We start from the raw sequence: 24,990 nt of genomic DNA on the forward strand, positions 1-24,990 counted from the left end.
GGACGGGCGGGCCGATCAACGACAGGCCGATCTCGATGTCCGGTTGGTCGGCGGGACCGACGGTGAGCCAGCGGTAGTCCTCGACCTTCTCGTCGGTGCGGACTTCGAGGCCGACGACGTCGCGGTAGAACGAAAGGGCGGCGTCCTGGTCGTGGACGAAGAGGAACGTGTGCGAGAGCTTCATGTGCAAAACCCTAGGTACGCCGCCCGCGCGACGCTTCTCCAAACCTGCTCGGTCTCGTCAGGCCCTTCAACTGACATCCCGGCACCGCCGCCAGAGCGTCATGGGTTCGGGCGCGGTAGGCGGAGGGGGTCTCGCCCACCAGAGAGGTGAACCGGGCGGAGAACGAGCCCAGGGACGTGCAGCCGACCTCCACGCAGACCTCGGTGACCGACATGGTTCCCAGGCGCAGCAACGCTTTGGCGCGCTCGATCCGCCGGGTCATCAGGTAGCCGTACGGGGTCTCGCCGTACGCCGCGCGGAACTGGCGGGAGAAGTGCGCCGGCGACATCAGGGCGGCGCGGGCCATGGCGGGCACGTCCAGCGGCCTGGCGTACTCGCGGTCCATCAGGTCACGCGCCCGGCGCAGGTGCGCTAGGTCCTCCGGCGTCACGAACAACAGCATGCCACCCGCGGGCACAGTCCTCCCCGCGATGCTCACGCTTTTCCAACCCCGCCGGTTGCCCTGATACGACGAAAATCTTGTACGCATTTTCGTGACCGATCTGACGCTTCCGCGAACACGTGGGCTGAGGTACTTTTCGGACGTCTTGCGGGCGCGTGCGGGGGCTCTGACGTCGGCAGACGACATCATCTCGGGGTCTTTTTGGGGGATCCGTTGTCAGGTAGATCGTTCAGTGCTGCGCTCAGAATCGGTGCGTTGACCACCGCTGCGGCGCTCGTGTTCAGCACCGCCGCGTTCGCGCAAGACGACCCGACGAGCACACCGTCGGCACCCACCGAGACCACGACGCCGGCGCCGGTCGAAACGCCCGCGCCGCCGCCGTCGAGCACTCCGCCCACGAGCGAACCGGCGCCGCAGCCGGCGCCGCAGCCAGCGCAGCAGCAGGCGCCGAACAACGTGACCGGTGTCCTCTACGCCGACAAGAACGCCAACGGGCAGCAGGATCCCGGCGAGGCGATCTCCGGCGGCAAGATCAGCCTCTACGGCAGCACCCGGCACGAGACGACCAGTGACGCGGACGGCAAGTTCGGCTTCGCCGGGGTCGCGCCCGGCACGTACAACCCGTTCTACGAACTGCCGGACGGCTGGAAAGTGCACCGGGCCGACATCAACGGCGACATGATCACGGTCACCGCGAACGCCACGACGCAGATCGCGGCACGCGCGGAACGGCCCTACTCCGAGCAGTTCAAGGTGAGCGCGTCGCTCGACCGCGACAGCTACGAGTACCCCGGCTTCGTGAAGATCACGGCTACCTTCACCAACAACACCGACCGCCGGATCGCCCACATCGGCGCACAGTGCAACCGCGCGAACAAGCAGAACGCACTCGGCAACAGCTCGGAGTGGTACCTGCAGTTCCCGCTTTCGCTGGAGCCCGGACAGACGCGCACGTTCACGGTTCCCGAGAAGGTGCCGCAGGGCGCGCTCACCGAGGGCGTCGCCACGCTCGACTGCGCCTTCGCGCCGAACAGCCACTGGAACACCGACGGACCGTCGGTGTTCGCCCAGGCGAAGGTGATCGGCGGCATCAACTACGCGATGGTGCTCGGCCAGGACAAGAACGCGAACCAGCGCATCGACGCCGACGAGACCGTCAGCGGCGCGCAGGTCGTGCTGCTGGACCCGAAGGTCGGCGCCCAGATCGCCGAACGCACCAGTGGAGCGGACGGCAAGGTCGTGTTCACCGGGCTGAAGGCCGGTGAGTACCGGGCGGTGCTCCTCGGGTCGTGGGGGTTCACCGACGATAGCCAGCAACTGGTGCAGATCACCGACCAGGGCGGCGCGAGCGACAAGTTCCTGAAGTACGCCTCGCCCCCGTCCCTGACCACCACCATGAAGCTCGACAAGCCGCGCTACGGGTCCCACGAGATCGTCCGCGTCGACGTGACCACCACGAACACCGGTGGCAAGACCGCCGAGCTGTTCAGGCTGATGGGCTCGTTCTACGACCTCGACATCGACGGACGTCAGTGGGGCGACGTCGGTCAGAGCGGTCCCGGTGTGCGGATCGCCGCGGGGGAGACCCGCACCTTCAGCTTCTCGGGGAAGATCCGCAACTTCCCCAACGGCAAGCTGCAGCTCTGGGGGATGGTGGACTACCTCGGCGTGCCGAATCCGGGCAACAGGGGCTACTCCGCCGAGGCCGAGGTCGTGCAGACCAACGGCGACCTGGGCGGCGTGGTCTACATCGACCGCAACCACAACAAGCAGCAGGACCCCGGAGAGGAAGCCGCGGACGTCCTGGTGGAGGCGAACGGCGGCGCACCGTACGGCTACGTCAAGACCACGACGGACGCCGGCGGCCGGTACTCCTTCAAGAACATCCCGTCCGGCACCTACTGGGTCGGCTACACGCTGGCCGACGGATGGGTCGTGCACAGCGAGGGCGACGCCCCGGAGACCCGCGTGACACCCGGCGCACCCGTGCAGCTCACCGCACGCGCGGAACGTCCGTACACCGAGGCGCTCAAGGCGACGATCGTGCTCGACAAGTCGATCTACGCGGTCGGTGAGGAAGCCAAGATCACCATCACCCTGTCGAACCGGGCGGCCTACGAGGTCGGCCGCATCATCGCCGCGTGTGACAGGGCGGGCAACGGCAACGAGCTCGGCAGCGGCTGGCCGATGGCCGAGGGCTGGGGCGATCTGCGCGAGAAGGGCGTGACGCTCGCCGCCGGTGAGACGAAGACGATCGTCGTCAAGGAGAAGGTGCCCGCGACCGCGCGGTGGCTCAACCGGGTGAACGTGCGGTGCGACTTCGCGCCGTGGGCCGGGTGGAACGACGACACCGTGGTCGGCTACGACTGGGCGGCCCTCTCCGGCGTCGGGGTGGGCTCCCTGGCGGGTCCGCTCGCCTACGACCGCAACAAGAACTTCGTCGTGGACCCCGGCGAGGCCATCGGCAACACCAGGGTGTTCCTGATGACCGACCGCGAGTACGGCGGGATCGTCGCCGAGACGGTCTCGGACGCCGAGGGGAACGTGCGCTTCGACGGCGTCCCGGCCGGCGACTACTGGTCGGTGGTCGACGGACCGTGGAAGTCCGAGGGCGAGTGGGGCGGCCACCACATGATCACGGCCGACCAGCTGCAACGGACCTCGTTCTTCGTGGTGCCAGGTCCGGCGCCCGCACCGCCGAGTGGCGGTGACAACGGCCACCAGGACGAACAGCTGCCTGGTGGCAGCGGCACTGGGGGTGCGCTCGCCAGGACCGGCGCCAGCGTGCTCGGGCTCGGCGTGGTCGCCGTGCTCCTCGTCGCGTTCGGCTTCGGCGCTCGCCTCGCCGGCCGTCGCAGGACTTCTTGATCCATTCGCACTTGTCACTGGGGTACTGATGTCAGAGAGATCCACCGGAAGAGGCCTGCTCAGATTCACCGCGCTGGCCACCGCCGCCCTGCTCGCGTTCGGTGGCACGGCCAGCGCGCTCGCGCAGGAAACCGAGCCAACGACGAGCACTCCCACGCCGACGGAAACGGTGACGCCGCCGCCGTCGTCGTCCACAGAGCCGACGCCGAGTGAACCGCCGTCGTCCACGCAACCCACGCCGTCCACCACGCCCGAGCCGACCTCGGCCCCGGCGCCACAACCCGACCAGCCCCCCGCACAGACACCTCAGCCGAAGCCTCAACCGCAGCAGCCGAAGCTCGAACAGCGGAAGACGACTGGCGACGAGCAGGCCGACATCGCGGCGACCGTGCGGTTCCAGCAGCCGAGCTACCAGTCGCACGAGCCCGTGTGGCTGTCGCTGACGGTCGAGAACAAGGGCACCGCGGTCGCGCACGGAGTGAAGCTCGCCTTCCAGCCGTTCGGGGTGCGGGTCAACTCCGCCTCGTACGGCGACCTCGGTTGGAACGGTCCCGGTATCACCCTCCCGCCCGGCCAGTCCCGCTCCCTCGAGCTCTACGGGACGTTCGGCGAGCTCACTGACGGCAAAGCCATCTTCACGGGCTCCGTCACGACGACCGACGCGGACACCGACACGAGCAACAACACCTTCTACGCGACCGTTCCCGTCACGCAGGCCTACGGCAACCTCTCAGGCCGTGTCTTCGGCGACCAGAACGGCAACGGCACGTACGACAGCGGTGAGCAGATCGCCGGCGGCATCGTCGAGATCAGCAACGGCACCACGGCCGGCAGCAGGCAGGGCGTGACCGACGGGGAAGGCAGGTTCTCCTTCGAGAACGTGCCCGCCGGCGGCTACTCCGCCTACTTCCAGTTGCCGAACGGCTGGGTCGTGCGCAGCCAGGCCGGCACCCAGTACTTCGTGCAGCCGAACACCACCACCGAGGTCACCGCTCTCGCGGAACGACCGTGGTCGGACGTGCTGCGCGCGAGCGTCTCGCTCGACAAGGACCAGTACCGCGCGGGCGAGACCGCGAAGGTCACGGTCGTGATCACCAACACCGGCACTCGCGACGTCAGCGGGATCGAGGCGGGCTGCAACCGCGTCGGCGACCCGAACCACCTGATGCTGCGCAACATCGCCCCCGGCAGCGGCGGCTTCACCGTCGACGCCGGCGAGACCAGGACGATCACGGTCGAGGAGATCGTGCCCCCAGCCGCCCGCGAGCGCGGTGAGGTCGTGGTGGACTGCGACTTCGAGCCGAACGCCTCCTACGACGCCAGCGGCCCGCGCGGGCACGACAGCGCCAGGGTCCAGGACGCCGTCGGACGGTGGAAGGCCACCGTGGCGCACGACGCGAACGGCAACGGCCGGGTCGACGACGGTGAGTGGGCGTGGACGTCGAACTTCATCCTGACCGATGCCGCCGGCAAGCACATCGGCCTGCGGTACGGGGCGAACGTCGAGTTCATCGACCTGCCGCTCGGCAGGTACCGCGGTGAGATCGCCGGTGACTGGAAGCTTGCGAACGGTGCCACGCACGTCGACGTCGACGTCACCGAGACCGCGGGCAATGCGGTGATCTTCGTGGTCCCCGCGAAGGCCGACCTCGCCGCCGACGTCCGCTTCGACAAGCCGTCCTACCAGCTCGGTGAGCCGGTCAAGGTTCTCGTCAGCATCACCAACAAGGGCGACGCGATCGCGTCCGGCGTCTACGTCAGCGAGCCGTACCACGACGAGTACCTCAAGAGCCGCGCGCTGCTCGACGAGCCGCGCTGGGGCGAGCTCAGCTCCTACCGAGGGTCGGTGAGCGTGCGTCCCGGTGAGACCAGGACGTTCGAGTTCGCCGCCAAGCCGCAGGGACCTGCCCTCCGCCTCGAAGGCATTCTCTACTCCCTCGGTGGCGACGCGAACCTGAGCAACAACATGTTCACCGCGCGGGCCACCATCTCCGGCGGTCAGGGCCACGTGAGCGGTGTCTTCTACGCCGACCGCAACGACGACGGCGATCGCGATCCGGGCGAGGAACTGCCCGGCGTGCAGATCTTCCTGTACAGCCAGAAGGATCCGAACTTCAACCGCAGGACGACGACGGACGCCGAAGGCAGGTTCTCCTTCCGCGACCTGCCCGCGGACGTGTACTCCACGTCGTACTCGCTGCCGGACGGCTGGGAGGTCATGCTTCCGGCGGGCAACTGGTTCGACTACTGGACCATTGCCGACGGCACGGACCTGCAGCTGGAACGCAGGGCGGTACGGCCCCTCAGCGAGTCGCTGACCGCGAAGATGGTCCTGGACCGCGACGCCTACGCACCAGGTGACCGCGCCGGTATCGCGGTGACCCTGACCAACACCGGTTCGAAGCAGCTCACCGGCGTCCGCGCGTACTGCGTCTACCCGCTCGGGAACGACACGAGCTGGGGCGACCTGCGCTACAGCCAGTCCGGTGTCTCGATCGCGCCGGGTGGGACCTACACGGTCACGGTCGGCGAGGCCGCGGCCAGGACGGGCATCGAGGGTGACTTCGACGCCTGGTGCAGGTTCGGCAACCCGGAGGCGCACCCGCAGAACACCTTCGTGACGGCGAGTGACACCGCGCGGCTGCTCAGCGGCGTCGGCGAGCTGAAGGGCACCGCGCTGCACGACACGGACGGCGAGTGGCCGTACGAGGGTGACGGCGTCGAAGGTGTCGAGATCGTGGTCATCGACCCCTTCACCGGTGCCGAGGCGGCCCGCGTGAAGTCCGGTGCGGACGGCAAGTTCTCGCTGCCTGGCATGCCGGTCGGCCGCTACGACCTCAAGGTCGTCGGCAAGTACCGCCTCGCCCAGGTCCGGTACCCCGGCGGCGATCCGGAGCCGGTGACCTCCATCTACGCGCGGGTCTACACCGACTACGTGGCGGACCACGTGGTGCCGGTCGAGCTGGCGCCGGTGACGGATCCAGGCGTGCGGCCAGGGCCCGATGGTCCTCGCCCGCCCGCCGCTCCTCCCGCCGCTCCTCCGGCCACGCCGGAGGTCGTGCTCGCCAAAACCGGTGCCGGCCTGCTCGGCATCGCTGTCCTGGGCGGCCTGCTGTTCGCGTTCGGCATCGGTGCCGGCGCCGCCGCTCGCCGCAGGTCGGCCTGATGAGCAGCAGAACATCACCACGCGCCCTGCTCGGAGTCGGCGCCTTGGCCACCGCTGTCGTCCTGGCGTTCGGCGGCACGTCCGCCGCGTTCGCACAGGACGACCCGGTCGAGACGCCCAAGGCCGCCGCCGGCAAGTTCACGGTCAAGTTCGTCCACGACAAGGACGGCGACTCGTCGGACGACCCCGGAGAGGAGATCGCCGGTCTCAAGGTGGCGGTGCTGAACCAGGCCACCGGCACCAAGGCCGCCGACTTCGTGAGCGGACCGGACGGCAAGATCGTGTTCACCGGGATTCCGGCCGGGCAGTACTGGGGTGTGTTCGACACCGCCTGGAAGTTGCGGCGCAGTGGTGACATTCCGCAGGGCGGCATGCCGGTGTACGTCCCGGAGTCCGACACAGGTGGTGGCGCCGTCTACTTCATGGAGCCGGGAACGTCCGCCGCCGACCTGCGCGGCTCGCTGAAGTTCGAGAAGTCGAGCTACGAGTCGCACGAGACGGTCCGCATGACCGCGACCGTCACCAACATCGGTGGTCAGACCGCTCAGCACGCCAAGCTGATGGGGTCGCTGTTCGCCGTGGAGACCGCTGAAGAGCAGTGGGGCGACTTCGGCTGGCGCGCTGCCGGCATCGAGCTGGCCTCCGGGGAGTCGCGCACGTTCCAGGTTTCCGGTCCGATCCGCGACATCTCGAACGGCAAGGTGCGGCCGTCGACCATCATCGAGTGGGACGGCCGGCCGAACCCGTGCCAGTGCGGACTCTCGGGCGAGTTCACCGTTGTGCAGACCAAGGGCGACATCTCGGGAGTCGCCTACATCGACAGGAACCGCAACGGACAGCAGGACGCCGGCGAGGCCGCCGCGGGTGTCGTGGTCGAGGCCAACGGCGGTGTGCCGTACGGCTACTTCAAGGCCACCACGGACGCGGACGGCCGTTACTCGTTCAAGGACCTGTCGTCGGGTGACTACTACGTCGGCTACACCTTCGCGGACGGCTGGGTCGTGCACTCGAACGGCACGGACTCGAAGGTCCGCGTGCAGCCGGGCGCACCGGTCTCGCTGACCGCGCGCGCCGAGCGTCCGTACACCGAGTCGCTCAGCGCGACGCTGACGCTCGACAAGGACGTCTACCAGGTCGGTGAGGAAGCCAGGATCACGATCACGCTGACGAACTCGGGTGATCGCCCGCTCAGCAAAATCCAGGCCTGGTGCAACCGCATCGGCGACGACAACCAGCTCGGCGGCTCGCCGGGCAACGGTCCCGCCACGGGCTGGGGCGAGCTGATTCCACCCGGCAAGGGCGTGACCGTCGGCGCCGGTGAGACCAGGACGTTCATCGCCACCGAGAAGGTGCCGCAGGCCGCGTTCGGTTACGGCAGGGTCATCGCATCCTGTGGCTTCGCACCGAACGCCGGCTGGAACACCGACGCCGCCGAGGCGTCCGACACCGCCCGCGTTCCCGGTGGGTTCGGGGCGCTGACCGGCAAGCTCTACCACGATCGCAACGGCAACTGGATGCTCGACGAGGGCGAGGCCATCGGCAACACCCGGATCGCGCTGCACGACCGCGAGCAGGACGTCGACGTCGCCGAGACGGTCTCGGACGACAAAGGCAACGTGCGTTTCGACCGCGTTCCCGCCGGTGACTGGTGGGCCCAGGTCGACGGGCCGTGGAAGTTCGAGGGCGAGTACGGCGGTCACGTGCGGGTCTACGCCGGCTCGCAGTGGAACAACGACTTCATCGTCCTGCCCGTCACGTAGCCGCCTGCCGCCGGTGGCGGCAACACTCCGCCGCAGGCGTCAGATCGCATAACTGAAGATCCAAGAACAGGCCCGGCACTCACCCTGAGTGCCGGGCCTGTTGTAGTCAGCGACACACTTCGCTGTCCCGAGTGGAGTGTTAGCGTCGCTAACCATTGGGTACCTGGGGGTGACATGACGGTCTGGGAAGCGATCGCGGTGGTCATCGCGGGTGTGTTCGCAGGCGGCATCAACACCGTCGTCGGCAGCGGCACGCTCGTGACGTTCCCCGTGTTGCTCGCCGTCGGTTACCCACCCGTAGTCGCGAACGTGTCCAACAGCCTCGGCCTCGTGCCCGGCTCGCTGTCCGGCGCGTGGGGTTATCGCGAGGAGCTGAAGGGGCAGAAGTCCCGCATCGCCAAGCTGCTGCCGGCCTCGATCCTCGGCGGGATCGTCGGCGCGATCCTGCTGGTGACGTTGCCGGACAAGGCCTTCAAGGCGATCGTGCCGGTGCTGATCGTCATCGCGCTGGTCCTCGTCGTGATCCAGCCCTGGCTCAACCGCAAGCTCTCGCACAAGCGCGGCAACGGCGACGGCGGCGTGCTGCTGTGGCTCGGGGTCTTCGCCGCGGGCATCTACGGCGGCTACTTCGGCGCCGCGCAGGGTGTGCTGGTCATGGGGATCATGGGCGTGCTCGTCAACGAGCACCTGCAGCGGATGAACGCGCTGAAGAACCTGCTGACCGCGTTCGTGAACCTGGTCGCCGGCGTCATGTTCATCTTCATCGCCGACGTGGCGTGGCTGGCCGTGCTGCTACTGGCCGTCGGGTCCGTCGTCGGCGGCCAGATCGGGGCCAAGATCGGCCGCAAACTCCCACCTGCCGTGTTGCGCGGCGTCATCGTGGTGGTGGGAGTCGCGGCGATCGTTCAGCTGCTCATGAAGTGAACGCGCGGGCGGCTGCGAGGAAAGCGTCGTTCTCCTCCGGCTCGCCGATCGTCACGCGGGTGCCCTCACCCACGAACGCGCGCACGACCACCTTGTGCGCCAAGCAGTGCTCGTTGAACGCGGCCGTGCGCTCGCCCAGCGGCAGCCACACGAAGTTCGCCTGGGTCTCCGGCACCTCGTAGCCCATCGCGAGGAGTTCGCCGCGCACGCGGGTGCGCTCGGCGACGATCGCGCGGCAGCGGACCATCAGCTCGTCCTCGGCGTCCAGCGAGGCCATCGCGGCCACCTGCGCGAGCGCGTTGACGCTGAACGGCACGTAGACCTTTCGCAGCGCCTCGGCGACCTGCGGCTGCGCGACCGCGTAACCGATCCGCAGGCCCGCCAGGCCGTACGCCTTGGAGAACGTCCGGAGCACCGCCACGTTGTCGCGGCCGGCGGCCCACTGCTGCTTCGCCAGCTCGACGCCGTCCGGGACGTGCGCGTCGTCGACGAACTCCTTGTAGGCCTCGTCGATCACCACGAGCACGTCGCGCGGCACCTTCGCGATGAACGCCTCGATCTCCTCGGTGCGCAGCGCGGTGCCGGTCGGGTTGTTCGGGTTGCAGACGAACACCATGCGCGTCTGAGGCGTGATCGCCGCGGCCATCGCGTCCAGGTCGTGCACGTGCTCGGAGGTCAGCGGCACGCGGACCTGCTTGGCGCCGGCGACGTGGACGACGATCGGGTAGGCCTCGAACGACCGCCACGCGAACAGCACCTCGTCGTTCTCGGTGCAGGTCGCCTGGACCAACTGCTGGCACAGCGTCACCGAGCCGCAGCCGATGGCCAGGTGGTCGGCGGGGACGCCGAGCTTGTCGGCCAGCCGCCCGGTGAGTTCGGTACAACCCGAATCGGGGTACCGGTTGATGCCGGTGGCCGCTTCGGCGATCGCCTTGACGACGCTCGGGAGCGGTCCGGCGGACACCTCGTTGCTCGCGAGCTTGATGGCGCCGGGGATGGTCCTGCCGGGCACGTAGGACGGCAGTGACGCCAGGTCAGCACGGGTTCGCACGGTCATGCACCCGATCCTCGCATTGCTCCGTCCGATTGGTCACGTTGACTGGAGTTCACCCTGACGTGCGAGGGTTAGACATGACCAGTACCCGCATCGAGACGCTTTCCCTCACCGACGGCCGTGAGCTGCGGGTGACGATCGCCGAACCCGACTCCGCCGTCCGGGGCGGACTGGTGGTGCTGCACGAGGCTCGTGGCATGACCGCGGGTGTGCGGACGCTCGCCAGCAGCCTGGCCGACGAGGGCTGGCTCGTCATCGCACCGCATCTCTACGACGAGGACCGCGTGCACGGCGACGACATCAGGGACCAGGTCAGCAAACTTTCGGGTGACCGTCTTCTGGCTGACACCGATGTCGCGTTCGTCTGGCTGGGACAGCAGGGCGTCAGCGCCGACCGGATGGGCGTCGTCGGGTTCGACACCGGCGGCACCGTCGCGATGGTGGTCGCCGCGAGCCGCACGATCGGCGCCGCCGTCACCGTGCAGGGCCCCGGAATTCTGGAGCCGCTGTCCGACGGGCTGCCCGCGCTGGTGGACGTCGCCGGCGACCTGACCTGCCCCTGGCTGGGCATCTACCGCGACGACGACTCGGAAGAAGTGAGCAAGCTGCGGGATGCGGTGATCAGCTCCGAAACCGCGTCGGATGTGGTCCGTTTCGACGTTTCCAGTGACGAAGCATGGGCTCGTGCGTTGAACTGGTTCGACGCTCACATGAGGTAAGAGTCTTTACGGCGGATTGGAACCGAACCGTCGTCCAGGTACATCTAAGGAGTGCTTCGGACGGCTGACTGGGTGTAGCTGTGAGTAACGCCCAGTGCTGCGGTGACGAGTTAGCAGTGCAGGGGGTTATGAGGGATGGCTGAAGGCACGGGGACAACTGGCACACCGACGACGACAGGCACGGGCGCGCCGCCGCCAGCGGAGACTCCAGTGGTGACTCCTGACGTCTCGGCGTCGGTCACCGCGCCGATCACCGCTGAGCAGCTGGCGGCGGTGAAACCTGTTCTCCAGCAGCAGATGCTGGTCGACAAGGCGGAGGCCAGTCACGCCGCGGCCAAGCTCGACCAGGCGGCGGACAGCGGGAAGCTGACGCTCGACGTGGACGCGGCGGACGCGTTGATCAAGGCGGTCGATGCCGCGCGCGACCAGGTGAACGACCTGTGGCGGCGCGCGACCGACCAGCTGGCGAAACCGCTGCAGCTGGGCGAGAACCCGGTCGCCAAGGCGATCAGTGCACGGTTCGCCGACCTCGCCGTAGGTGAGGACTCAGGTGCCGCGAAGGCGTTGCTCGATCTGTTCAAGGTCCTCGACGACATCAGCAACGCGTTGAGCCGCAACCGCGACAGCATCCGCGCCGCCGACGAAGAATCCGAGAAGGCCATGAAGAACGCCGGGGGGTCCTGGTGAGCGGCAACGACAACAAGGGCAACGACGGCAAGTACGACCACAGCGATCCGTACGAGCCGTACGACTGGATGACGTACACGCACAAGCAGCTCTACGACATGGTGCACACGGGCGTGAACCTCGACGGTGCCCTCGCCGCCGCGACGAACTGGCAGAAGATCGGCGAGGAGATCGCCGGCGTGCGGTCGAACCTGCTCAAGGCCGTCGAGGACTCGACGGTCGGCTGGGACAGCGAGTCCGCCAGGCTGGCGCGCAACGGCTTGACCGAGGTCACCAACTGGGTCGACGACACCGCGAACTACGCGCACAAGGTGTCGGCCGCGATCACGACGGAGACCAACAACGTCGAGGCCGCCCGTGCCGCGATGCCGCCGCCTCCCGAGGCACCCGCCGCGCCGGTGCCGACCGAGCCGGCCGTGCTGCGGGACCGGCTGACGTTCTCGGATCGGTCAGCTGACATGTTCGGTGTGGAGACCCTGCGGGAGCCGCGCCTGGTCGCGACGCAGCCCGGTGAGTTCAGCGGCTTCGAGACCATCGGCAGCAGCCCGGTCGAGACCCTCGCGGCCAACGACGCCTCGCACCGCCTCGCGGCGGACGTGATGGCGGCGTTCCAGCGCAACTCGGCCGCGGTCGACCAGACCGTGCCGCAGCAGTTCACCCCGCCGGTGAACCCGATCAACCCGACGCCGACCGGCCCCGAGCTGGGTGGCGGCCGTACCCCGACGACTCCGGAGACCGGTGTCGGCGGTGGTACCGGAGCCCCGGTCGCGACGACCAACCCCGCAGCAGGCCAGAACCGCGGCACCACGAACGCCTCCTCGCGCTACGGCGGTGGTTCTGGTGGTGGACGTGGCGGCGGCGGTGGTCTCGGCGGCAGCTTCGGCATGGCGCGCCCCTTCGCGACCAACTCCGGCAACCAGGCCGGTGGCGGTGGTGGTGCCGGCGGCCCCGGTGCCGCGGGTGGTGCGGCGGGCGTGAACGAGGTGTCGCGCGGTGCGGGTGCCGCGGCGGCCGCTGCCTCGTCGGCGACCGGCGGCCAGACCAAGGCGTTCCAGAACCCGCTCGCGATGGGTGGTGCGCCGATGGCCGGCGCGCCCGCCGCGGGTCAGGGCGGCAACAACGACGAGCGTGAGCACAAGAGCGCGAGTTACCTGGAAGAGGACGACAACGTCTTCGGCTTGGACCGCAAGGCCGCCCCGCCGGTGATCGGCCAGTGAGCGAAAGACAGTTCACGGTGAGCTCGCAGGAGTTCTTCCTGCTCTGGCAAGCCGTGCACGGCGAGGACCGCGTCGTGCCGCTCGGGACTCCCCACGTGGGAGGCACCCGAGCGGCGCGGCAGCGTCTCGTCGAAGCAAGCTCGCAGACGTTGCACGCCCGCCGGCTGGGCACCGTGCACCGGCCCGACCCCGATCTGCGCGCGTTGATCGCCGGCCTCGGCGAGTTCGACCGCGCGCTGGAGATCGCGTACTTCAAGGGCACCGAACTGGCCCGCGGCATCGCCTGCGCGGGCTGGAGCGGGGCCTTCGCCGCGCGCGTGAACGACAACGTGCACCTGTACGCGTTCCGCCCGACATCGCTGGCCTCGGCCACGGTGTCATCGTTGCCAGGCCTCGCACCTGGCAGCGGCCGTGCCGTGAACGTGCGCTGGGACGACTACGTGCGAGCGGGCAAGGCGGGCGAACAGGACGGCAAGCAGGCGTTCCTGGACGTGCTGCGCGACGCCGGCATCCGTGAACCCGAGGCGCACGCCCTGATGCGCATCGTGACGTCCCGGATCGGCGGCGGCGAACTGGGCCTCACCGCCCGCAACCGCGACGGGGTGCCGCGGCCGACCGGCCGTTCGGTGTCGTGGCTGGACACGCGTGAGGGCCGCTATCTGCTCCGCAAGCAGGACGGCTGGCTCGTGCTGGCCCCCGCCGACGCGCCCCGGCTGACCAGCGCCGTCGACGAACTGCTCGCGGCGGGATAGTTCCACACTGTTGGTGGACGCCATGTCCGCCAATCACACATGGACGTTCGGTTGTGCCTCAGTTAGACATGGGGCATGACCGACACCGACGTCGAACTGCTGTGGCGCCCGGACCCCACGAGGGACAACGGGATGACCGCCTTCAGGTCGTGGCTCTCCGAGCGCGGCCACGACTTCCCCGACTACGAGTCGCTGTGGGAGTGGTCCGTCTCCGACCTCGAGGGGTTCTGGGGCGCCATAGCTTCGTACTTCGACGTCCGCTTCCACTCGCCGTACGAGCGGGTGCTGGGCTCCGCGGAGATGCCGGGCGCCGAGTGGTTCCCGGGTTCTACGTTGAACTACGCCGAACACGCCCTCCGGCACGGCGGTGACGACGACCTGGCCGTGATCTTCCATCGCGAAGACGGTGTGGCCTCTTCTTTGACGTTCGGCACGCTGCGTTCCCGCGTGGCAGCTTTCCGGGCCGCGTTGGCCTCCCTGGGCGTCTCCCAGGGCGACCGGGTGGTCGCACTCGTCCCGAACGCCCCCGAAGCCCTCATCGCCTTCCTGGCGGCCGCCTCGCTCGGCGCCACCTGGTCGTCCTGCTCCCCGGACTTCGGCGCCAGAGCCGTCGCCGACCGCTTCACCCAGATCTCGCCGACCGTCTTCGTCGCCGTCTCCGGCTACGTCTACAACGGACGGTCCTTCGACTGCCGCCCGGTAGTCGAGGAGATCCGCTCGCAGATCCCGACGCTGCGCGCGACCGTGCTGATCGACTACCTGGACAACGGCTCCTCCCTGCCGGACACGGAGTCGTTCTCGGCGTTGCTCGACTCGTTCGCGGGCGCTCCGCTGGAGTTCACGCCCGTGCCGTTCGATCACCCGCTCTGGGTGCTCTACTCGTCCGGCACCACGGGCTTGCCCAAGGGCATCGTCCAGGGCCACGGCGGCATCGTCCTGGAACACCTGAAGATGATCGGCCTGCACAGCGACCTGGGCCCCGGCGATCGTTTCTTCTGGTTCACCACCACCGGCTGGATGATGTGGAACTACCTGGTCGGCGGCCTGCTGACGGGCACCACCATCGTCCTGTACGACGGCAGCCCTGCGTACCCGTCGCTGAACACGTTGTGGCACTTGGCCGAACAACACCGCGTCACCTACTTCGGCACCTCGGCCCCGTACGTCCAGTCGTGTCTGAAGGAAGGCATCGACCCGTCCTCCCGCTACGACCTGACGGGCCTGCGCGTCGTCGGCTCCACCGGCGCCCCCCTGACCCCGGAAGGCTTCCGCTGGATCGCCTCGGCCGTCGGCAAGGACGTCCAGATCGCCTCGGTCTCCGGCGGCACCGACCTCTGCACGGCCTTCGTGGCCGCCTCCCCGGACCGCCCGGTCTGGCTCGGCGAACTCTCCTGCCGAGCACTGGGCGCCGCCGTCTACGCCTTCGACGAGGCCGGCGCTGTTCTGGACGACGCCGTGGGCGAACTCGTGATCACGAAGCCCATGCCGTCCATGCCGGTCTTCTTCTGGGGCGACGCCGACGGCTCCCGCCTGCGCGACGCGTACTTCGACACCTACCCCGGGATCTGGCGCCACGGCGACTGGATCCGCATCACCCCACGCGCGTCGGCCGTGATCTACGGCCGCTCCGACTCGACCCTGAACCGCGGTGGCGTCCGCATGGGCACCTCGGAGTTCTACCGCGTGGTCGAGTCCGTCCCCGGCGTCGTCGACTCGCTCGTGATCGACACCTCCGGTGTCTCCGAGGGCGAACTGCTCTGCTTCGTGGTGCTGGACGGCGTCGAGCTGGCTGACGTGGAACCACTGCTGCGCAAGGAACTGCGCTCGTCCTTGTCCCCCCGCCACGTCCCGAACCGCTTCGTCGCCGTGGCCGAGATCCCCAGGACGCTAAACGGCAAGAAGTGCGAGGTGCCGGTCAAGAAGATCCTCGCCGGCATGGACGTGGACCGAGCCGTCTCCCGTGGCGCGCTGCGCAATCCCGAGTCCCTCCAACCGTTCCTGGAACTCGCTTCGGGATGATCTAGGTCACTCCTGCTCGCGTGAACTGCGGTTTAACGCCCCTCTCGACCCCTCCAGACGTGCCCTGACCAGCACGTTCTGGGGTTAGAGGGGGGCGTTTTGCAACTCGGTTGGGGACCTGTGTAACCTATGCGTCGTGGCCAAGGATGGTCCCGGGAGGCTTCGCCTAGTCTGGTCTATGGCGCCGCACTGCTAATGCGGTTTGGGGTAACCCCCCATCCCGGGTTCAAATCCCGGAGCCTCCGCAAGGCCGAGCCTCTTGAGGATCGGTTATAATTGAATACCTGCGCTCGTAGCTCAACGGATAGAGCATCTGACTACGGATCAGAAGGTTACAGGTTCGAATCCTGTCGAGCGCGCCAGACCAAGGGCCCTGCATATTTCTTGCAGGGCCCTTGGGGTTTTTCGCGACTCGGCCGCCCTCTGCTGCAAGTCCGGTGTGGCCAGTGTCACGTGACCAGTGGTGCCCGCCGTGCGGGTGGCCTGGGTGCGGCCGTGTGGTGCATGGTTCGTAAGGGGCGGAAGTTCACGTTGTGGCTCGAGGTGCTGTGGAGATAACAGTTTTATGAGAGCATGACCAAGAATTGGACATAAATTCCATTAGGTCAAGAATTGTTGTAATGGTGAAGCTTCACGGTCGTTGCTGCACAACCGCGGGTTTGGCCACTTTGACCTGGGGATATGCGTCAAGTGGCTGATCTGAGCGAAAGGGAATACGCGACACGCGGGGCCCTTCGATACTTGGGTGTCATACAGCTGTCAAGAAGATCGTGCTATCTTGCTGTATGGACTTGAAAGCTCCAGGCGAGCCAATGGAGCCGCAGGAAATATCTTCGCTCGATTGGGTGAAGCCTGTCGTTGTGGCAGTGGACGGCCCAGCGGCTGCCGGGAAGACCACGACCTGTGTGGCTCTGGCTGAACGGTTCAAACTCGGCTATCTCGAAAGCGGTCGGACTTACCGGGTAATTGCTTTTGAAGCCCTGCAGCGCGGCGTCCCGACGGTCGATCAGGGAAATCTGGTGGCCTTGTGTGACCAGTTGCTGGAAGAGAGTCGCGATCAAGACCTGCTTACTTCCGAGAAGTATCAGGGCGCTGATCTCCGGTCTCCCTCGGTCAACGTCGCGGTGTCGGACGTCGCGCGGATCGCAGAGCTGCGCAAGCGGGTGACGCAGCTGGTGCGCCTGTGGGCGACGCGGCAGCGGAGGTGCATCATCGAGGGCCGCGACATCGGCACCGTGGTGTTTCCGTCCGCCCCGGTCAAGTTCTACCTGACCGCGAGCCCGGAGGTGCGGGCACGGCGGCGTCTGGATCAAGAGCGGCGAGGCTCTTATGAGGACGTGCTCAAGGACGTCATTCGCCGCGACCGAGCCGACATGTCCAGGGCGGTTTCACCGCTCATGCCCGCAGATGACGCAGTGACCATTGATACGACGTATCTCACGCTCAAAGAAGTGCTTCGCCAGATGGGTTCTGTGTGCGAGAGTAGAAGCGTAACATTTTCATGATCCCAAACGACGGTGACGTGCTAGCAGTTGTTCGAGCAAGATCACAACTTCACACACTCGAACGGTGGACTCCGAATCGCACTCGATGGTTTTCGCGCTACGTTGTCCATCCGCTTCCGAGGGGTGGTTGATGGTGACGGCGCGTGAGAAAAGGGGCGTTATGGGGAAGCTAGTCGAAGGAGAGGGTGCCGGAGTCAGATCGGACGGTCCGGCTGATTGCCTGTTCTGCAAGCTGGACGACAGCTCCCTGAACGACATCCTGATCGAAAGTTTCAGCTTTGTCGTCCGGCGGGACAACTTCCCGGTTTCCAAGGGGCACGTCGAAGTGGTGCCGCGCCGGCACGTCGAATCGTTCTTCGACTTGACGGCGACGGAGATCGCCGAGGCCTACGAGCTCATGCAGGACGCGCGGAAGAAGATCGACGACGAGTTCAGCCCCGCCGCGTACACGATCGGAGTCAACGACGGCACCGCCGCCGGCCGGACGATCGATCATCTCCACATCCACCTCATCCCGAGGTACGAGGGCGACGTCGAAGATCCTCGCGGCGGCATCAGGCAGATTCTGCCGGGCGCTCATCCGGACAAGTGGGCACTGAAGCCCTGACCGCCTCGACGATGAACCAGTCGCCACGTCCGCAAAGCTTCCATCGCACCGAGCTGAAACCGGCGGACGTCATCTCCCGCACGACGTGATCGGGTTGGCGCAGGGTGAACCACCGATTGCGGTTCATGCGCACGCCCTTGCGCCAACCTTCCCAGTCGCCGACGCGCAGACTGATCGCCACTGCTCCGCCATCAGCCAGCACCCGGTGGATTTCGCCGAAGGCATGTGGGTGAGCGGAGCTGGGCATGTGCAGCAGGCTCCCGGACGCCCACACACCTGCGAACGCGCCGTCACCGAAGGGCATCGACAGCAGGTCGAGTTGCACAACCGGCGTGTTCGCCATTCTCCTGGTGATCCGCAGGAGCTCGATGCTCAGATCTCCGCTGATCACAAGGCGCCCTTGTGCCACGAGGTGCCGGCTGTCCCGACCGGCGCCACAGCCCAGGTCGAGCACATATCCGTCCGGCAGCATCGCGCGGAACCTCTCCAGCTCCTCCTTCAGTCCGGGAAAGTAGTCGAGCTGGTCGGTCTTGCTTGCGTAGTCGGCAGCGTCCTCGTCGTACGCCTGCCTGGTCGCCACCGTGATCGCGACCAGCCGCGGATCCTTTAGGTGCACTCGAAGTTCTCCCGACCGATCGCCAGACCGAGCTCGGTCATCTCCTCAATCAACGGGTGGCAGTTCAGGACCTCGAAGCCACGGCTCGCATCGACGCTGACGCATCCGATGAACCTGCTGCGTCCGTTGCGAATCGGGGTGGCGAGCAGTGCAGTCCGATGGCTGAACTCGCGGAACTTGTTCCACTTGAGGTTCATGACCGACGCGGCGCCGTGCTCCTCGACGTGCTCATCGAAGTCCTGCTCGGTCTGCAGCTTCTCGATCAATGGAGCGGCGTTGAAGAAGACCTCTTTGTTGTGCTGCCAGCAGAGCCCGATGACTCCGACCCCCTTCTTCGGAGAGAACCCCCGGTTCGCGGGGTGGACGGACATCCGATAGGTGCTCACTCTGACCAGCACCCCGCTCACGGGGTGGCGGAGTGTCCTTTTCCTCTGCCAGATGTGCATGGCCAGGTCGCCAGTGCCGAGAGGTGGCTGAACCCGACTGCTGATCTCGAGCATCTGTCCGAAGCCCGCCAGGATCCTGCGGCGTATCAACACGTTGCGATCGAGTACCGAGCGGTTGTGGTAGTTCTCGAACGGGGTCAGCGCGCCGAACACACCTGCCACGGTGAGCAGTACCAGCGATATGTACCCGCGGCCCTGGACGAGCGAGTCCCAAAGCTGTCTGGAAGGCACGTCGTAGGCCTTGGCAGCGAGACCCAGCGTGGCGACCAGTAGCGTCGACCGGTCCAGCGCTTTGGCCGTGACCTGCTTCACCCGCTACCTGCCTGCTGCCTCAGGTGCGTGTCTCCACGCCTTGCCGGGCAACGCCGACTCGCGGCCGTCAGACCTCCGCAGCAGCACCTCGCCGCCGTCGTTGACCTCGCCGATGACGTGCAGCGACAGCTGATTCCTCAGTTGGTCGACGGCGTCGGGCGGCGCGGTGAAGGTGAGTTCGAAGTCGACGGAGTCGCCGAAGACGAGCCCGAGCGGGTCCAGTTCCAGGTGCTGGGCGACCGCGACGACGGACTCAGGGAGCGGCACGGAGTCCTCGAACACGGTGATCCCAACGCCGCTGGCCGACGCGATGCACTCGACGGTCGCCTTCAACCCGTCGGACGTGTCCTGGCAGGACGTCACACGCTTGCTGGCGGCGAGCTTGATTCCCTCGTCGACTCGTGCGCTGGGGTGTCGCCAGCTGTCCAGCAGTTGTTCCAGGTACAGGTCGTTGATGGCCGGGTTCGGCTTCCTCGCCCGCAGGTACTCCATCGCGGCTCCGGCGTATCCGGTCGGTGCGGTGAGGCAGACCAGGTCGCCGGGCTTGGCGCCGCTGCGGAACAGCGTGTCTCCGCGTGCGCAGGTGCCGAGGGCCGTTGCGGAAAGGATCAGCCTCTCGGCGCTTCCGATGTCACCGCCGATGTTGGGACAATGGAACCGTGCGCAGGCGTCCTTGATGCCTTGCATGATGCTCTTGAACGCGTCGTCGCTCATGTCAGCCGGATAGCGCACGATCGACAGCAGACCGATGGGGTGGGCGCCCATCGCCGCGATATCGCTCACGTTTGCGGCGACCAGGTAGTAGCCGAGGTGGTAATCGCTCAGGTGGCCCATTTCGTAGAGGCGAAACTTCGGGCCGCGGACGTAATCGGAGCCCACCACTAGTTCATGGTTCCCGCTCATGCGGAACACCGCGCAGTCGTCCTGGGCGTCCGCTCCGGCGACGAGCCGGACCGTGCTGCACTCGTCCACTGCGATCTGCTCGGCCATTGCGCTCTGGTCGTGGAAGAGGTCCGCGATGATGTTCGCCAGGCGGGTGGGTTCGTCGGATCTCATCGTGACCAGCTTTCGACCAGTTGCATGGTTCTGCGGAGAAGGTCCTTGCGAACCACCACTGCGTAGTCCCATTCGGGGTCGGGAATGTCGAGGGTGCTGCCGACAACAGACCTGAGGTATTGCCGTTTCTGGTTTCCGTTCGGCAGGTAGACCCGGCTGTGTCCGCGGTGGTGGCGCAGGAAGTAGGTGGATTCGGGCCACGGCGATCTGCGCAGTTCGGTGATCGAGTCGAGGTCGACGTACGAGAGCTCGTCACGGATCAGCAGGCTGTCCACGGCCGAGGCGTCAGCGGGGAGGAGGTGCAGGTGGGCGTGCGTGATGCAGGCTTGACTCTCCTCGTCGACGCCGGATCCGTGTTCCAAGATCAGCGGCTCGCCGAAGGTGGTGCGGTAGACCTCGGTGATGTCGCTCAGCAGTTCTTCGGTTTCGTCGGGGTGATCGGCGAGCACCTGGGCGAACGACAAGTAGTGCTTGCGGGGGAGCAGTAGGAGATGACCGGTCATCAAAGGTGACATGTCCGCTAGAACTTCGAAGTTCGCTGTGGACCAAGCTCGCCGATGTGGCGGATCTCCTTCGTAGAACCGGCTGAACGACGTGTCGGCGGCACCTGCGATTTCCTCGCAGAAGTCAGCGCCATCGCACTGCGGCATGTTGATCACCCACGACCCCTCGTGTCGAACTCACGCCATTGTGGTGGTCGGCGTTCCTGAGATCGTGGCGCAGCTTGGTGACGAATCAGTGTGTGTCGTCTGAGGTTAGCTCAAATGTAGCAATCAAGATTCTTGGGCATTCCGTGGATGATTGCCGATGGTGTCACCTTTGCTGGCCAATTCTGGCTGATTGGGAATGTGGAGTCCCTGCGGAGACAATATGACGATCGCGTGGAATCGGTAGTGAATCAACCGTGGAGTCGAGGACTCGCCTTGTCGGAGGGGTGGTGGACTGCGCGGCAATCGGTTCCACAGCGGTTGATCTGCGGAAACACGCCCGGCAACGTCAACGACCGGTCGTCGCGCCACGTAGACACCTGCGCCTCGCCGAAGGCACCTGTCGTCGAGAGCGACGAGTGGGACGTCGACAAGATCGCCGAGGCTTTCGAGCAAAAGCACGAACCCGAGGACCCCGCCTGGGTGCGTTGGGGTGTCCGAACCTGACGCGAACGGGCAGAGTGGCCGAGTGGATCAGCGCGAGATCATGCAGCGGGCGCTCGGCGTCCTGACGCTCAGCTACGACGGTGCCGAGTCGAGCGACTACCTGCGGATGGCCCTCAAGTCGTTGCAGGAGGGTGTGTTCAGCTACGAGGTCAAGGTCGACGGCGAGTTGAACGAGGCCGGCGCGCAGGCGCTCAAGCAGGCGATGGACCAGGTGTTGTCGCAGTTCGGCTGGTTCACGGCGGGGTTGCTCTACGCCTTTCACGGCGTCGCCCAGGCTTACGAGAACGACTACGAGGACGCCGACGTGCAGGAGGTGCTGAGGCAGCTCGCCATCAGGCTTGCTGACTGAGTTCCGCCCGGACGCCGTCGGAGAACGGGGTCCACGCCTCGACCGCCCACGGCCCGAAACGCAGGTCCGTCAACGCCACGCACGCCGCGGAAATCGTCGGATCGACCCACAGGAACGTGCCGGACTGCCCGAAGTGCCCGAACGTCTGCGGCGAAAAAGAGGTGCCGGTCCAGTGCGGCGACTTGCCGTCGCGGATTTCGAAACCCAGACCCCAGTCGTTCGGTTTCTGCATGCCGTAACCGGGCAGCACGCCGTTCAGTCCGGGAAACACCACCGAAGTCGCCTCGGCGACCAACTCGCGAGAAACCAGCGACGGCGACAGCAGCTCGGCGGCGAACAACGCCAGGTCAGCGGCGCAGGACTCGGCACCGGCGCCCGCCGAGCCGACCAACGCCGACGATTTCATCCCCAAAGGCACGAAAACAGCCTCGTGCAGATAAGTGGCGAACGGCATCTCGCAAGCCGCAGCGACAAAAGAAGCCAGCACGTCGAAGCCCGCGTTGGAGTAAATCCGGCGTTTCCCCGGCTCGGCCTGCACCTCGGCCTTGTCGAACGCGTAGCCGGCGGTGTGCGAGATCAGGTGCCGCACCGTGGAACCGGAAGGCCCGGCCGGCTGGTCCCACTCGACCGCGCCCTCCTCCACCGCCACCAGCACGGCGTACGACGTCAGCAGCTTCGTCACCGACGCCAGCGGGAACACCCGCTGCTGATCACCCAGCGACCCCACGACCGACCCGCCTGAGACGACGGCCACCGCCACGTTCTCGACAGGCCACGACGCTGCCACTTCGACGCTCCGCATGGGACAGACGTTAACGTCAGGGGGTGACAGTCCGGGAACTGATCGTCCTGGGAACGGCCAGCCAGGTTCCCACGCGCCAGCGCAACCACAACGGCTATCTGCTGAGGTGGGACGGCGAGGGCTTCCTCTTCGACCCCGGCGACGGCAGCCAGCGGCAGCTCCTCAGGTCGGGCGCCGCTGCGAGCGACATCACCCGCATCTGCATCACGCACTTCCACGGCGACCACTGCCTGGGCGTCCCGGGAATCGTCCAGCGACTGTCCCTGGACCGGGTCCCGCACACCGTCCACGCGCACTTCCCGAAGTCGGGCGCGCACTTCTTCGAACGCCTCCGCTACGCCAGCGCCTTCTACGACGCCGCGGACATCAAGGAAGAGCCCGTGGCCGAGGACGGACAGGTCGCCACCGGCAAGTTCGGCACGCTGGAGGCGTACCGGCTGGACCACGGCATCGACAGCTTCGGGTACCGGCTCACCGAGCCCGACGGCCACCGCATGCTTCCCGAGAAGCTCAGGGAGCACGGCATCCAGGGCCCGCAGGTCCGGATCCTGCAGAGCGACGGCGAGTTCAACGGCGTCAAGCTGCAGGACGTCAGCGAACCCCGCAAAGGCCAGAAGTTCGCCTTCGTCATGGACACCCGGCTCTGCGACAACGTCTACGAGCTCGCGGACCAGGCCGACATGCTGGTCATCGAGTCGACCTACCTCGCCCGCGACACGAAGCTCGCCGGCGACCACGGCCACCTCACCGCCCAGCAGGCCGCCCGCGTCGCGCAGGACTGCAAGGTTCGCAAGCTGGTCCTCACCCACTTCTCCCAGCGTTACGAGGACCCCGCCGAGTTCCACGCCGAGGCGGCGGAGGAGTTCGGCGGCGAGATCGTCATCGCGAAGGACCTGGACCGGATTCCGGTGCCGAAGCGAGCCACTGGTCCCTGACGATCTCCTCCAACGACGAACAACGGGGCTCCCACCCCAACGCGCGCAACGCGGACACGTCAGCCCGCAGCGACCGGGCCTCACCGGCGTGCGCGGGCTTCCACGTGACGTCCATAGACCGGCCGGTCACTTCGGACACGGCAGAAAGCACGTCACGCACAGACGCAGCCGTCGCGCCGACGTTGTAGACCGACGACGTGCCCACGGAACAAGCCTCCAGTGCCACGACGAAAGCTGCGGCAACGTCGCGTACGTGCACGAAGTCGCGCACGGACCCACCGTCGCCGTAGACCTCCATGCCCGGCACCGTTCCGGCCGCGCAGGCGACGGCACGGGTGATCACCCGAGTGGTGTCCGTGTCACCACCTCCAGCGACGTTGAACAAACGGAGAGTGGTCGCCCCGATCTGCCCGGACCGCGCCGCCCAGGCCACGAGGTCCTCGGCCGCCGCCTTGGTCGCGGCGTACGGCGACGAGGGTTCCCGGACGGACTCCTCGGTCAGCACGGCATCCGAGGGCCGGTACACCGCGCCAGTCGACGCGAGCAGGAATCGTTGGCCCTTCAACGCTTTCAGGACGTTCAGCGTTCCGGCCACGTTCGTCTCGTAGTACGAAATTGGATCAAGAAACGACTCGCGCACACGGGCCACGGCGGCCAAGTGGATGACGGCGTCCACGTCGGGCAACTCGAACGGCTCCGAGAGGCGCTGACGCGACAAAACAGGTTCATGTCCATGAACCTGCAGCTCACGCACCACGGCACGGCCCACATACCCAGTGGCACCGGTCACTAGAACTCGCACAAGTTGACCCTAAAGGTCGACGGGGGTTGCGCCGATAACACCCAAGTGAGTTATCCCCATCGCGCTGTGCACACAAGCATCGCCGGACTCCTGCACGACGTGGCCGTGCACGAGTTCAAGCGGCAGGAGTTCCTGCGCAACGTGGCCGAGATCGTGGGAGCCGCACCCACGCCCGAGCCCGCCGAGGTCACCGTGCCCATGCCGGCCCTCAGCTCGACGCGCACCTTCCTCAACGGCGTTGACCAGGTTCTTCGGGACGCCGCCCGCGCCTAGTGCGCATCCAGATCATCGCCTGATCCACTTGCCGTGAGGCCCGCGAAAGCGGGCCCGCCGCAACCTTCATCCGGCCGTTGCCGGACCGTGCTTCGACACACATACCGGGTGCCTCTACGCTACGCGTCACCCGGCGATCGCCGGTCACGTCCTCCGCTTCTCTTAAGCGAGTTTTCGGCGATGAATCATGTCCTCGCAGCGCTCAACGAGCGCCTCGGAAGGTTGTTCGGTGACCGGCTTGTCGTGCTGGCCGGTGGCACGCGTCTGGCTAAGCGCGCGCACGAGCTCCATACGCTCGGTGCACGCCATACGCTCGTGCTCGATACCGACGATCATGCCCC

The 24,990-nt window shown here is 66.9% G+C and carries 25 protein-coding genes and 2 tRNA genes; 17 read left to right on the plus strand and 10 right to left on the minus strand.

The features are described 5' to 3' along the window. Together B0F77_RS13995 and B0F77_RS14000 are read right to left on the minus strand one after the other, a co-directional pair. A partial coding sequence (locus tag B0F77_RS13995; RefSeq protein WP_211293784.1) for a VOC family protein occupies positions 1 to 184 on the minus strand: 184 nt, incomplete at its 3' end. 10 nt (positions 185 to 194) lie between these two features. Then, on the minus strand, positions 195 to 626 hold the full coding sequence (locus B0F77_RS14000; RefSeq protein ID WP_211293785.1) for a helix-turn-helix transcriptional regulator: 432 nt from the start codon (positions 624 to 626) through the stop codon (positions 195 to 197). A 255-nt stretch (positions 627 to 881) separates the two neighbouring features. Here B0F77_RS14000 and B0F77_RS14005 point away from each other — a divergent pair, with 255 nt between their 5' ends. The 4 genes from B0F77_RS14005 to B0F77_RS14020 all read left to right on the plus strand — a co-directional run bounded on the left by B0F77_RS14005 (position 882) and on the right by B0F77_RS14020 (position 9,344). Then, the gene (locus tag B0F77_RS14005; RefSeq protein ID WP_086663321.1) at positions 882 to 3,494 is read left to right on the plus strand and encodes an SdrD B-like domain-containing protein; all 2,613 of its coding nucleotides are present in this window, start codon (positions 882 to 884) and stop codon (positions 3,492 to 3,494) included. 28 nt (positions 3,495 to 3,522) lie between these two features. After that, positions 3,523 to 6,660 (plus strand): SdrD B-like domain-containing protein, encoded by a 3,138-nt coding sequence (locus tag B0F77_RS14010; RefSeq protein ID WP_086663322.1) that lies wholly within the window; start codon positions 3,523 to 3,525, stop codon positions 6,658 to 6,660. Further along, a complete protein-coding gene (locus B0F77_RS14015; protein ID WP_086663323.1) occupies positions 6,660 to 8,420 on the plus strand; it encodes an SdrD B-like domain-containing protein in 1,761 nt (586 codons plus the stop codon). The genes B0F77_RS14010 and B0F77_RS14015 overlap by 1 nt, the downstream gene beginning before the upstream one ends. Before the next feature lie 174 nt (positions 8,421 to 8,594). Continuing rightward, on the plus strand, positions 8,595 to 9,344 hold the full coding sequence (locus tag B0F77_RS14020; protein WP_086663324.1) for a sulfite exporter TauE/SafE family protein: 750 nt from the start codon (positions 8,595 to 8,597) through the stop codon (positions 9,342 to 9,344). Here B0F77_RS14020 and hisC read toward each other — a convergent pair. Continuing rightward, complete coding sequence (gene hisC, locus B0F77_RS14025; RefSeq protein ID WP_086663325.1) at positions 9,334 to 10,401, minus strand: histidinol-phosphate transaminase; 1,068 nt, start codon at positions 10,399 to 10,401, stop codon at positions 9,334 to 9,336. The two genes, B0F77_RS14020 and hisC, sit on opposite strands and share 11 nt — an antisense overlap. Before the next feature lie 74 nt (positions 10,402 to 10,475). Here hisC and B0F77_RS14030 point away from each other — a divergent pair, with 74 nt between their 5' ends. The 9 genes from B0F77_RS14030 to B0F77_RS14070 all read left to right on the plus strand — a co-directional run bounded on the left by B0F77_RS14030 (position 10,476) and on the right by B0F77_RS14070 (position 17,904). Then, on the plus strand, positions 10,476 to 11,117 hold the full coding sequence (locus B0F77_RS14030; RefSeq protein WP_086663326.1) for a dienelactone hydrolase family protein: 642 nt from the start codon (positions 10,476 to 10,478) through the stop codon (positions 11,115 to 11,117). Positions 11,118 to 11,330: 213 nt separating this feature from the next. Continuing rightward, positions 11,331 to 11,804 (plus strand): hypothetical protein, encoded by a 474-nt coding sequence (locus B0F77_RS14035; protein ID WP_143466717.1) that lies wholly within the window; start codon positions 11,331 to 11,333, stop codon positions 11,802 to 11,804. Beyond that, positions 11,801 to 13,021 (plus strand): PPE domain-containing protein, encoded by a 1,221-nt coding sequence (locus B0F77_RS50520; protein ID WP_086663328.1) that lies wholly within the window; start codon positions 11,801 to 11,803, stop codon positions 13,019 to 13,021. The genes B0F77_RS14035 and B0F77_RS50520 overlap by 4 nt, the downstream gene beginning before the upstream one ends. Next, complete coding sequence (locus B0F77_RS14045; protein ID WP_086663329.1) at positions 13,018 to 13,773, plus strand: ESX secretion-associated protein EspG; 756 nt, start codon at positions 13,018 to 13,020, stop codon at positions 13,771 to 13,773. The genes B0F77_RS50520 and B0F77_RS14045 overlap by 4 nt, the downstream gene beginning before the upstream one ends. 75 nt (positions 13,774 to 13,848) lie before the next feature. Continuing rightward, complete coding sequence (locus tag B0F77_RS14050; RefSeq protein ID WP_086663330.1) at positions 13,849 to 15,792, plus strand: acetoacetate--CoA ligase; 1,944 nt, start codon at positions 13,849 to 13,851, stop codon at positions 15,790 to 15,792. Positions 15,793 to 15,947: 155 nt separating this feature from the next. Next, positions 15,948 to 16,037 (plus strand) — tRNA-Ser (locus tag B0F77_RS14055). A 41-nt stretch (positions 16,038 to 16,078) separates the two neighbouring features. Further along, positions 16,079 to 16,154, plus strand: a tRNA-Arg gene (locus tag B0F77_RS14060). Between the two features lie 423 nt (positions 16,155 to 16,577). Next, on the plus strand, positions 16,578 to 17,297 hold the full coding sequence (cmk, locus tag B0F77_RS14065; RefSeq protein WP_086663331.1) for a (d)CMP kinase: 720 nt from the start codon (positions 16,578 to 16,580) through the stop codon (positions 17,295 to 17,297). A gap of 64 nt (positions 17,298 to 17,361) precedes the next feature. Then, the gene (locus tag B0F77_RS14070; RefSeq protein ID WP_245848115.1) at positions 17,362 to 17,904 is read left to right on the plus strand and encodes an HIT family protein; all 543 of its coding nucleotides are present in this window, start codon (positions 17,362 to 17,364) and stop codon (positions 17,902 to 17,904) included. Here B0F77_RS14070 and B0F77_RS14075 read toward each other — a convergent pair. Genes B0F77_RS14075 through B0F77_RS14090 form a run of 4 tightly spaced genes read right to left on the minus strand, consistent with a single transcriptional unit; the run spans position 17,852 to position 20,837 of the window. Beyond that, positions 17,852 to 18,484, minus strand: coding sequence for a class I SAM-dependent methyltransferase (locus B0F77_RS14075; RefSeq protein WP_143466718.1), 633 nt, complete (start codon positions 18,482 to 18,484; stop codon positions 17,852 to 17,854). The genes B0F77_RS14070 and B0F77_RS14075 overlap by 53 nt on opposite strands. 26 nt (positions 18,485 to 18,510) lie before the next feature. Continuing rightward, positions 18,511 to 19,278, minus strand: coding sequence for a hypothetical protein (locus B0F77_RS14080; protein WP_086663334.1), 768 nt, complete (start codon positions 19,276 to 19,278; stop codon positions 18,511 to 18,513). Positions 19,279 to 19,281: 3 nt separating this feature from the next. After that, entirely contained in the window at positions 19,282 to 20,334 is a 1,053-nt protein-coding gene (gene thiL, locus B0F77_RS14085) for a thiamine-phosphate kinase (RefSeq protein WP_245848127.1), read from the minus strand. Further along, positions 20,331 to 20,837 (minus strand): HIT family protein, encoded by a 507-nt coding sequence (locus B0F77_RS14090; protein WP_158102687.1) that lies wholly within the window; start codon positions 20,835 to 20,837, stop codon positions 20,331 to 20,333. The genes thiL and B0F77_RS14090 overlap by 4 nt, the downstream gene beginning before the upstream one ends. A 279-nt stretch (positions 20,838 to 21,116) precedes the next feature. Between B0F77_RS14090 and B0F77_RS47090 the strand changes: the two genes are divergently transcribed. Continuing rightward, positions 21,117 to 21,488: a hypothetical protein gene (locus B0F77_RS47090; RefSeq protein ID WP_143466720.1), complete on the plus strand. Its 372-nt coding sequence runs from the start codon at positions 21,117 to 21,119 to the stop codon at positions 21,486 to 21,488. 22 nt (positions 21,489 to 21,510) lie between these two features. Next, positions 21,511 to 21,837: a hypothetical protein gene (locus B0F77_RS14100; RefSeq protein ID WP_086663337.1), complete on the plus strand. Its 327-nt coding sequence runs from the start codon at positions 21,511 to 21,513 to the stop codon at positions 21,835 to 21,837. On the opposite strand, the gene B0F77_RS14105 is transcribed toward B0F77_RS14100, so the two are convergent. Further along, on the minus strand, positions 21,821 to 22,639 hold the full coding sequence (locus B0F77_RS14105; RefSeq protein WP_086663338.1) for a serine hydrolase domain-containing protein: 819 nt from the start codon (positions 22,637 to 22,639) through the stop codon (positions 21,821 to 21,823). The genes B0F77_RS14100 and B0F77_RS14105 overlap by 17 nt on opposite strands. A gap of 23 nt (positions 22,640 to 22,662) precedes the next feature. Between B0F77_RS14105 and B0F77_RS14110 the strand changes: the two genes are divergently transcribed. Continuing rightward, positions 22,663 to 23,574 (plus strand): ribonuclease Z, encoded by a 912-nt coding sequence (locus B0F77_RS14110; protein ID WP_086663339.1) that lies wholly within the window; start codon positions 22,663 to 22,665, stop codon positions 23,572 to 23,574. On the opposite strand, the gene B0F77_RS14115 is transcribed toward B0F77_RS14110, so the two are convergent. Next, the gene (locus B0F77_RS14115) at positions 23,519 to 24,376 is read right to left on the minus strand and encodes an NAD-dependent epimerase/dehydratase family protein (RefSeq protein ID WP_086663340.1); all 858 of its coding nucleotides are present in this window, start codon (positions 24,374 to 24,376) and stop codon (positions 23,519 to 23,521) included. The two genes, B0F77_RS14110 and B0F77_RS14115, sit on opposite strands and share 56 nt — an antisense overlap. A 66-nt stretch (positions 24,377 to 24,442) precedes the next feature. Between B0F77_RS14115 and B0F77_RS14120 the strand changes: the two genes are divergently transcribed. Next, positions 24,443 to 24,649 (plus strand): hypothetical protein, encoded by a 207-nt coding sequence (locus tag B0F77_RS14120; protein ID WP_086663341.1) that lies wholly within the window; start codon positions 24,443 to 24,445, stop codon positions 24,647 to 24,649. Positions 24,650 to 24,811: 162 nt separating this feature from the next. Here the strand turns inward: B0F77_RS14120 and B0F77_RS49715 are convergent, their stop codons facing one another. After that, on the minus strand, positions 24,812 to 24,985 hold the full coding sequence (locus B0F77_RS49715) for a hypothetical protein (RefSeq protein WP_245848130.1): 174 nt from the start codon (positions 24,983 to 24,985) through the stop codon (positions 24,812 to 24,814). Positions 24,986 to 24,990 lie beyond the last annotated feature (5 nt).

The organism is Lentzea kentuckyensis (genome assembly GCF_002150765.1).
Classification (GTDB): domain Bacteria; phylum Actinomycetota; class Actinomycetes; order Mycobacteriales; family Pseudonocardiaceae; genus Lentzea; species Lentzea kentuckyensis.